4 protein-coding genes, 2 rRNA genes and 1 other annotated feature (1 of these 7 running past the window's edge) are annotated in these 7,890 nt (G+C 40.6%); of the genes, 5 read left to right on the top strand and 1 reads right to left on the bottom strand.

Going from position 1 to position 7,890, the window contains the following annotated elements; genetic code table 11:
* The 3 genes from LPC09_RS21670 to LPC09_RS21660 all read left to right on the top strand — a co-directional run.
* A 23S ribosomal RNA gene (locus LPC09_RS21670) occupies positions 1-1,386 on the top strand; it begins 1,545 nt to the left of the window's first position.
* Between the two features lie 262 nt (positions 1,387-1,648).
* Positions 1,649-1,764, top strand: a 5S ribosomal RNA gene (gene rrf / locus LPC09_RS21665).
* Positions 1,765-2,647: 883 nt separating this feature from the next.
* Positions 2,648-2,868 (top strand) — a binding site (T-box leader).
* Positions 2,869-2,918: 50 nt separating this feature from the next.
* Positions 2,919-4,625 (top strand): 2-isopropylmalate synthase, encoded by a 1,707-nt coding sequence (locus LPC09_RS21660; protein ID WP_098798356.1) that lies wholly within the window; start codon positions 2,919-2,921, stop codon positions 4,623-4,625.
* An 81-nt stretch (positions 4,626-4,706) separates the two neighbouring features.
* Here LPC09_RS21660 and LPC09_RS21655 read toward each other — a convergent pair whose 3' ends face one another.
* Positions 4,707-5,663: an alpha/beta hydrolase gene (locus LPC09_RS21655; RefSeq protein WP_231308263.1), complete on the bottom strand. Its 957-nt coding sequence runs from the start codon at positions 5,661-5,663 to the stop codon at positions 4,707-4,709.
* 259 nt (positions 5,664-5,922) lie between these two features.
* Between LPC09_RS21655 and LPC09_RS21650 the strand changes: the two genes are divergently transcribed.
* Together LPC09_RS21650 and LPC09_RS21645 are read left to right on the top strand one after the other, a co-directional pair.
* Positions 5,923-7,122, top strand: coding sequence for a sensor histidine kinase (locus LPC09_RS21650; protein ID WP_098798358.1), 1,200 nt, complete (start codon positions 5,923-5,925; stop codon positions 7,120-7,122).
* Complete coding sequence (locus LPC09_RS21645; RefSeq protein WP_098798359.1) at positions 7,122-7,778, top strand: response regulator; 657 nt, start codon at positions 7,122-7,124, stop codon at positions 7,776-7,778. Before LPC09_RS21650 ends, LPC09_RS21645 begins: the two co-directional genes overlap by 1 nt.
* Positions 7,779-7,890: the final 112 nt, after the last annotated feature.

The raw sequence follows: 7,890 nt of genomic DNA, 5'->3' as shown, positions 1-7,890 counted from the left end.
CCCGTTGTCGCGAAGGCTGAGCTGTGATGGCGAGGGAACTATAGTACCGAAGTTCCTGATTCCACACTGCCAAGAAAAGCCTCTAGCGAGGTGAGAGGTGCCCGTACCGCAAACCGACACAGGTAGGCGAGGAGAGAATCCTAAGGTGAGCGAGAGAACTCTCGTTAAGGAACTCGGCAAAATGACCCCGTAACTTCGGGAGAAGGGGTGCTTTTTAGGGTGAATAGCCCGGAAAAGCCGCAGTGAATAGGCCCAGGCGACTGTTTAGCAAAAACACAGGTCTCTGCGAAGCCGCAAGGCGAAGTATAGGGGCTGACGCCTGCCCGGTGCTGGAAGGTTAAGGGGAGAGGTTAGCGCAAGCGAAGCTTTGAACCGAAGCCCCAGTAAACGGCGGCCGTAACTATAACGGTCCTAAGGTAGCGAAATTCCTTGTCGGGTAAGTTCCGACCCGCACGAAAGGCGTAACGATCTGGGCACTGTCTCAACGAGAGACTCGGTGAAATTATAGTACCTGTGAAGATGCAGGTTACCCGCGACAGGACGGAAAGACCCCGTGGAGCTTTACTGTAGCCTGATATTGAATTTTGGTACAGCTTGTACAGGATAGGTAGGAGCCTGAGAAGCCGGAGCGCTAGCTTCGGTGGAGGCGTCGGTGGGATACTACCCTGGCTGTATTGAAATTCTAACCCACAGCCCTGATCGGGCTGGGAGACAGTGTCAGGTGGGCAGTTTGACTGGGGCGGTCGCCTCCTAAAATGTAACGGAGGCGCCCAAAGGTTCCCTCAGAATGGTTGGAAATCATTCGTAGAGTGTAAAGGCACAAGGGAGCTTGACTGCGAGACCTACAAGTCGAGCAGGGACGAAAGTCGGGCTTAGTGATCCGGTGGTTCCGCATGGAAGGGCCATCGCTCAACGGATAAAAGCTACCCCGGGGATAACAGGCTTATCTCCCCCAAGAGTCCACATCGACGGGGAGGTTTGGCACCTCGATGTCGGCTCATCGCATCCTGGGGCTGTAGTCGGTCCCAAGGGTTGGGCTGTTCGCCCATTAAAGCGGTACGCGAGCTGGGTTCAGAACGTCGTGAGACAGTTCGGTCCCTATCCGTCGTGGGCGTAGGAAATTTGAGAGGAGCTGTCCTTAGTACGAGAGGACCGGGATGGACGCACCGCTGGTGTACCAGTTGTCTTGCCAAAGGCATAGCTGGGTAGCTATGTGCGGAAGGGATAAGTGCTGAAAGCATCTAAGCATGAAGCCCCCCTCAAGATGAGATTTCCCATCACATTAGTGAGTAAGATCCCTGAAAGATGATCAGGTTGATAGGTCAGAGGTGGAAGCGCGGTGACGTGTGGAGCTGACTGATACTAATCGATCGAGGACTTAACCTAAATAGAAAAGTGGAAGAAGCCCGTTCAAATCCATAGGGAATTGGAGCGATCGAGATGAAGTCGTTCTTTGACTTCTTCGAGAGAGTGAAATTACCGTAGGATTTGGCTTCTGGAACTGGACATGTAAGAACGTTGAACTCAGTAGTGAATTGAATTGTGAATCGTTATCTAGTTTTGAGGGAATATGTATTCCTGAAAACTTTATACAAAGTAAAAGGGTTTCGAGGAACGAACAGTTCATCGGAAGCCGTAAACCACATTATTTGGTGATGATGGCGAAGAGGTCACACCCGTTCCCATGCCGAACACGGAAGTTAAGCTCTTCAGCGCCGATGGTAGTTGGGGGTTTCCCCCTGTGAGAGTAGGACGTCGCCAAGTAAGATGAAAAAGAGATCAGTAGAGATACTGGTCTTTTTTTGTTTTGTTAAAAGGTAATTAAACCGAAGGTTTGTATGTGGAAATTAGATACAAAGTAAGACTACTAGCCTGAGGCTTGGGAGAAGCAAGAAGGTCAAGGAAGCGCAGGGAGTGAAGACCGGAGTGTGCGGTCTTGGCACATGAGGATCTGAACGAACAAGCTGACGCGGAGATTCGCCGCTTATCGTAAGCCGATAGTCCGAACACGGAAGTTAAGCTCTTGGGCCGATGGTAGTTGGGGGTTTCCCCCTGTGAGAGTAGGACGTTGCCAAGTAAGAAGAAGAAAAGATCAGTAGAGATACTGGTCTTTTTTTGTATAGTAAACAAAACTGAGAGTTGAAATTGAGAAGCAAAGAATAAATAAACCTACTAGCCTGAGACTGGGGTGAAGCAAGAAGAACAAGCTGACGTGGAGATATTCTCTCTTTCTCAACCACCTGTGTCGTTCATCCTCCTTATGAACGACACTACACGCTCTTATCCAACCACTTTAGTCGTTCATTCTCTTAGGAACAACACTTTGTAGCTTATCGCATGCCTTAGTCCGAACACGAAAGTTAATTTAAGTATGAATGCTAATTTAATATGTACAAAGATGATTATATTAGAATGTACAGTTTTGTGATGTACATGCACTTAGCTTGAGGTAGATAAGAATTCATGTGCAAAATGGAGAAAAGCGACACCATTCTACAAAAAACGGGGAGTGACAGTCACCCCCCACACCACAGTGCTCACCCCACAACAGGCCCCCCCACAAAACACGCACACAAAACATCAATTTCCTCTTGATTATTCATCTAACTTATTATAAAATTAGAAAAATCAGATTAGTATAAATTATTGAAACACTGTGAATGGGAATATTAAGGAAAATAGATTGTTTAGAGAGCTGTCGGGTGGTGAAAGACAGTCAATTGATTCCCCAACTCGCCCAGGAGTGGTAGGACTGATATGTAGGTCTTAACGGATGACTACCGTAATAAAGTCTCAAAGTGGGTTCGTTTATTTAGTGATGAACCAAAAAGAGTGGTACCACGAAGGTTATAGCCTGTCGTCTCTTATGAGATGATAGGCTTTTTTATTTGAATAATAATGGAAAGGCGGTATTTTAAATGAAAAATATTGATAAGTATTCTAGAGGTTATTTTATGCCTCCAGTGACTAGCTTAAAATGGACGCAGAAAGAGTATATTACGGAAGCTCCTACTTGGTGTAGTGTGGATCTGCGCGATGGAAATCAGGCGTTGATTGTGCCTATGAGCTTAGAAGAGAAGTTAGAGTATTTTCAATTGCTGTTGGAAGTTGGTTTTAAGGAAATAGAAGTTGGTTTTCCAGCTGCATCTGAAACGGAATATGCTTTTTTACGTACATTAATTGAACAAGATTTAATACCGGATGATGTAACAATCCAAGTGTTAACACAGTCAAGAGATCATATTATTAAGAAAACATTTGAGGCTCTAAAAGGTGCGAAAAAAGCAGTGGTTCACCTATACAATTCAACATCTGTAGCACAGCGTGAGCAAGTGTTTAAAAAATCGGAAGAACAAATTATTGATATTGCAGTAACTGGAGCAAAGCTACTTAAAAAATATGCTGCTGAAACGGAAGGAGATTTCCAATTTCAATATTCTCCGGAAAGCTTCACAGGCACAGAAGTGGAGTTTGCACTTGAAATTTGCAATCGTGTGTTAGATGAATGGCAACCTGATGCGGAAAACAAGGTCATTATCAATTTACCAGCAACAGTATCAATGTCTATGCCTCACGTCTACGCTAGCCAAATCGAGTATATGAGTGAGAATCTTAACTATCGGGACAATGTAATCCTTTCCCTTCATCCACATAATGACAGAGGAACAGGTGTAGCAGACGCAGAGTTAGGAATGCTAGCTGGTGCACAGAGAGTGGAGGGAACATTGTTTGGAAATGGAGAAAGAACAGGTAATGTGGACATTGTTACACTTGCGTTAAACATGTTTTCACATGGTGTTGATCCAAATCTAAATTTAGAAAATATCCCAAACATTATTAAACAGTATGAGAAACTAACAAGAATGACCGTTCACGAAAGACATCCTTATGGAGGCGAACTTGTTTTTACAGCATTTTCTGGTTCTCATCAGGATGCGATTGCAAAAGGAATGAAATGGCGTGAAGAGAAAGAACGTCAGTACTGGAATGTTCCATATTTATTAATAGATCCAATGGATATTGGTAGACAATATGAGGGAGATATTATTCGTATTAATAGCCAATCAGGTAAAGGTGGAATTGGCTATGTGCTTCACCAAACATATGGACTTGATTTGCCTGTTGAAATGCGTGAAAGCTTTGGATATCACGTTAAAAATATTTCGGATCGAAAACATAAAGAACTTATGCCAAACGAAATCTATGACATTTTTATTAATGACTTTGTCAATATTAATACACCTGTCGAGTTTATTGATTACACGTTCACTCAAAATGCTCATTATGAAACAGCAGTTATGTTTAAAGTGAATGAACAAGAATACAAGTTAAGTGGAACAGGAAACGGAAGACTTGATGCGATTAGTAACGTACTTCAGGAGCAACTTGGTTTCCGTTATAAAGATTTAATGTATAAGGAACATGCGCAAAACATAGGCTCAGAATCTAACGCTGTATCTTATGTTGGGATCACTGCTTTAGATGGTGCAGTCTATTGGGGATGTGGAATAGACGCTGATATTATGACATCCTCAGTAAAAGCTCTGTTCAGTGCTGTTAATAATATGATATCCAACAAAGAAATTTCTATAGAAAAAGAGACAGAGTCTGTTTCTTCTAAATAATAAAAACAAAAAAGTCGATAACTATTATCGGCTTTTTTGCTGTAACACTCACAAATAGTTTGTGAGTGTTACAAATAAAAATTAATATTTAACCTTTTCAAGTCTTTCAAAGCCGTTTTTAACTGCTTGAATATATTCATTTGTGGCGCGAATTGATAGATCAGCATCTGGATTTATTCCTTCAAACCCGTGATAGGCTCCAGGATATAAATGAAATTCAACATCTACACCAGCCTGTGCAAGTTTGGTTACATAAGATAAAGTTTCATCTCTGAAAGGATCTAATTGCCCTACACATGTGTAGGTGTATGGTAAATGACGATAATCTTCAGCTCGTGCAGGAGCTGCATAAGCAGGGATGTTATCTTTTCCATATAATTCTCCCAAATACATCTTCCAGCCTGCTTCATTTGTTTTTTGATTCCAAACAAACCCATCTTTAATTTCGTTTGTAGAAGGTGAGTTATTTTGATCATCAATCATTGGATAGAGTGGCATTTGGAAACAAAGGGAAGGATATTGCCGATCGCGAGCTAATAATGTTAAAGCTGCTGTTAATCCTCCCCCAGCGCTAGCACCTGCAACACCAATTCTGTTCGAATCAATATTTAATGAATCTGCATGATCTGCCATCCATTTTAAAGCAGTGTAACAATCCTCTATCGGTGCTGGGTAAGGGTGTTCAGGAGCCAGACGATAGTCTACTGAAACAACTACACAATTAGCTTTTTTTGCAAACCTCATACAGAGATCATCATTATCATCTATTGATCCTAAAATATATCCACCCCCATGGATCCATAACAGAGCAGGTAAAGATTCGGTATGTGACTTTTGACCATAAATTCTTATTGGTAATGGGTTTGAATCTGGTCCAACAATAATTTCATCAGTTAATGAAAGAGATTCATCAACAACAGTAGGTTGCCTCATCTGAGCTGCGCCTTCTCGAAGTGCTGGCAAATATTCTGGGCGTATATCTAAATCTTGAAACATTTCTAAGCCTTGTACTAACTCGGGGTTTACGCGGTTCTTCATTTTTAACACTCCTTCCCTCAAATTTGTATGCGTTTACAAAAAATGTGAAGTGTGTCTAAGAAGTAAAATTGTGGAGAATCATCACAAGTAGAATTATAAAGTGAATATGTGAGAATTGTAAATAAAGTATTCAGAAAAAAACTACATTAAGTGGAAAACTTAACACTTAATCTTACCAAATAATTAGATTAAACTTATAATAGGAATATCTTAACAAATCTAAAGCAATCTAAAATCCTCCAAACATAGAGGTGATTCCTTGAAGTTAACCTTTTTAAACAGCCTTAGGCTAGTTATGTTTATTTTAATGAGTTATATATACTATCAATCTGTTGAAAGTCATACAACCATTCAATTAGTTTATACAATTATAGCAGGAGTGGGATTTTGTTTTAATCACTTATTTATGGGGAGTCAGGCTGGAAAAAGATATTACTTGATTCCACTTGCTTTAGATTCTCTTCTAATCATTGGATTTGTTTTTCTCTTTCCTGAATCGACTCTTTATTTAATTTTGTTTGGTGTAAATGCAGTCACACTATTCTTAGTGGCTGAAAGTAAGAAGACGCTTTGGTTATGTTCACTTGCGTTTTTCGTTCTTTGGGGTATTTGTAATATCTATACCTTTTATGTTACAGGCAATTTTAGCGTGATGAATAATGTGATCAACTTCACGTTTATTGTGTTTGCAGCGGTAGTTGGTAGGTTACTACATAAGTTAATTTATGCTCAGGAGAAGATTGAAAGTCAGTATAAAGAGCTTAACCAAACTCATGATGCTCTAAAGGTTGCTCATGAAAAGCTTCATCATTATTCAAATCAGGTGGAGGAGTTAACGCTTATTCGAGAGCGCAATCGAATATCAGGTGAAATTCATGATACTGTTGGACATAAGATGACTGCTTTACTGGTTCAGTTGCAGGTTGCTAAAGAGTTGCAAAATTCACAACCTGAGAAAAGCAGGGAAACAATCCTGCTTTGTGAGGAATTGGCGCGGAATACTCTCCAGGAAATTCGTCTATCAGTGCGTACCTTAAGGGAGGACCGTCAGCCACAGTCATTTCTATCCACAGTAAGAAAGATACTAGAAGACTACAAGATGATGACTGGGTTAACATCAACTTTGTCTGTAAAGGGTGAGGCTACAAGTATTCCAGCTTCCATCCAATTAGATTTAACTCGTATAATACAGGAATCTATAACTAACTCGGTCAGACATGGGCAGGCAAACGAGTGCAGTGTTATTCTGGTAATAACAGATTCAAATATTGATATCTTTATTAAAGACAACGGAACAGGTGCAACAACAGTTAGTCCTGGCTTCGGATTAAAGAATATGAGAGAAAGAGTTCATGAACATGGTGGAAGCATTATGTTTGAAAGTGCAGCTTCTAATGGGTTTATTGTAAAAGCACAATTTCCACTTAAAGAGATACAGTGGCAAATGGGGGGAGCTTAGTGGTTAAGTTATTAATTGTTGATGATCAGGAATTGATGAGAGATGGACTTGCAACCATCCTTAATATGAAATCTGAGCTTGAGGTTGTTGGTGTGGCATCAAATGGTCAGGAAGCTTTTGAAAAGGCTAGTGACTTGATGCCAGACATTGTTTTAATGGATATTCGTATGCCTGTGGCAAACGGGGTAGAGGGAACTAAGTTGATTACATCCAAATATCCTGGTATTAAAGTGCTTATGCTCACGACCTTTCATGATAGTGCTTTAATTTTTGAAGCGCTTGAAGAAGGGGCGAGCGGATATTTGTTAAAGGATATGCCGACAGATGCTATTGTGCAGGCAATCATGACAGTTCAATCAGGTGGAATGGTTCTTCCAAAAGAGTTAACAGCTGATATTGTGAGAGAAATGAGAAAAAATCAAACTGCTGAGCAATCTACTGAAATTCCTGAAGTCATCAAAGAACTTACAGAACGGGAGATTGAAGTGTTAAATAAGCTTGGACTAGGCTTAAACAATAAAGAAATAGCCTCTCAATTATTTATTTCAGAGGGAACCGTGAAAAATCATGTTTCAAATTTGATCAGCAAGCTTAACTTAAGAGATCGAACACAAGCAGCCATTTTTGCTGTAAGATATAACATTACTACCTTCTGATCGATGACTTTTGGCATATATGACTATGAAATACAGCTAATATAGCTGTGTTTTTTTTATGGAATTTTCTATCTGCAGAGGGATTTAGAAGGAAAGATATCGCGCTATACTT

Source organism: Metabacillus sp. B2-18 (assembly GCF_021117275.1).
GTDB lineage: Bacteria > Bacillota > Bacilli > Bacillales > Bacillaceae > Metabacillus.
Note: the sequence above shows the minus strand (reverse complement) of the source record. Positions and strands in the feature narration are given on the sequence as shown.

Coding starts and splice junctions, on each gene's coding strand:
- LPC09_RS21660 (WP_098798356.1), top strand. CDS start 2,919: ATGAAAAATATTGATAAGTATTCTAGAGGTTATTTTATGCCTCCAGTG.
- LPC09_RS21655 (WP_231308263.1), bottom strand. CDS start 5,663: ATGAAGAACCGCGTAAACCCCGAGTTAGTACAAGGCTTAGAAATGTTT.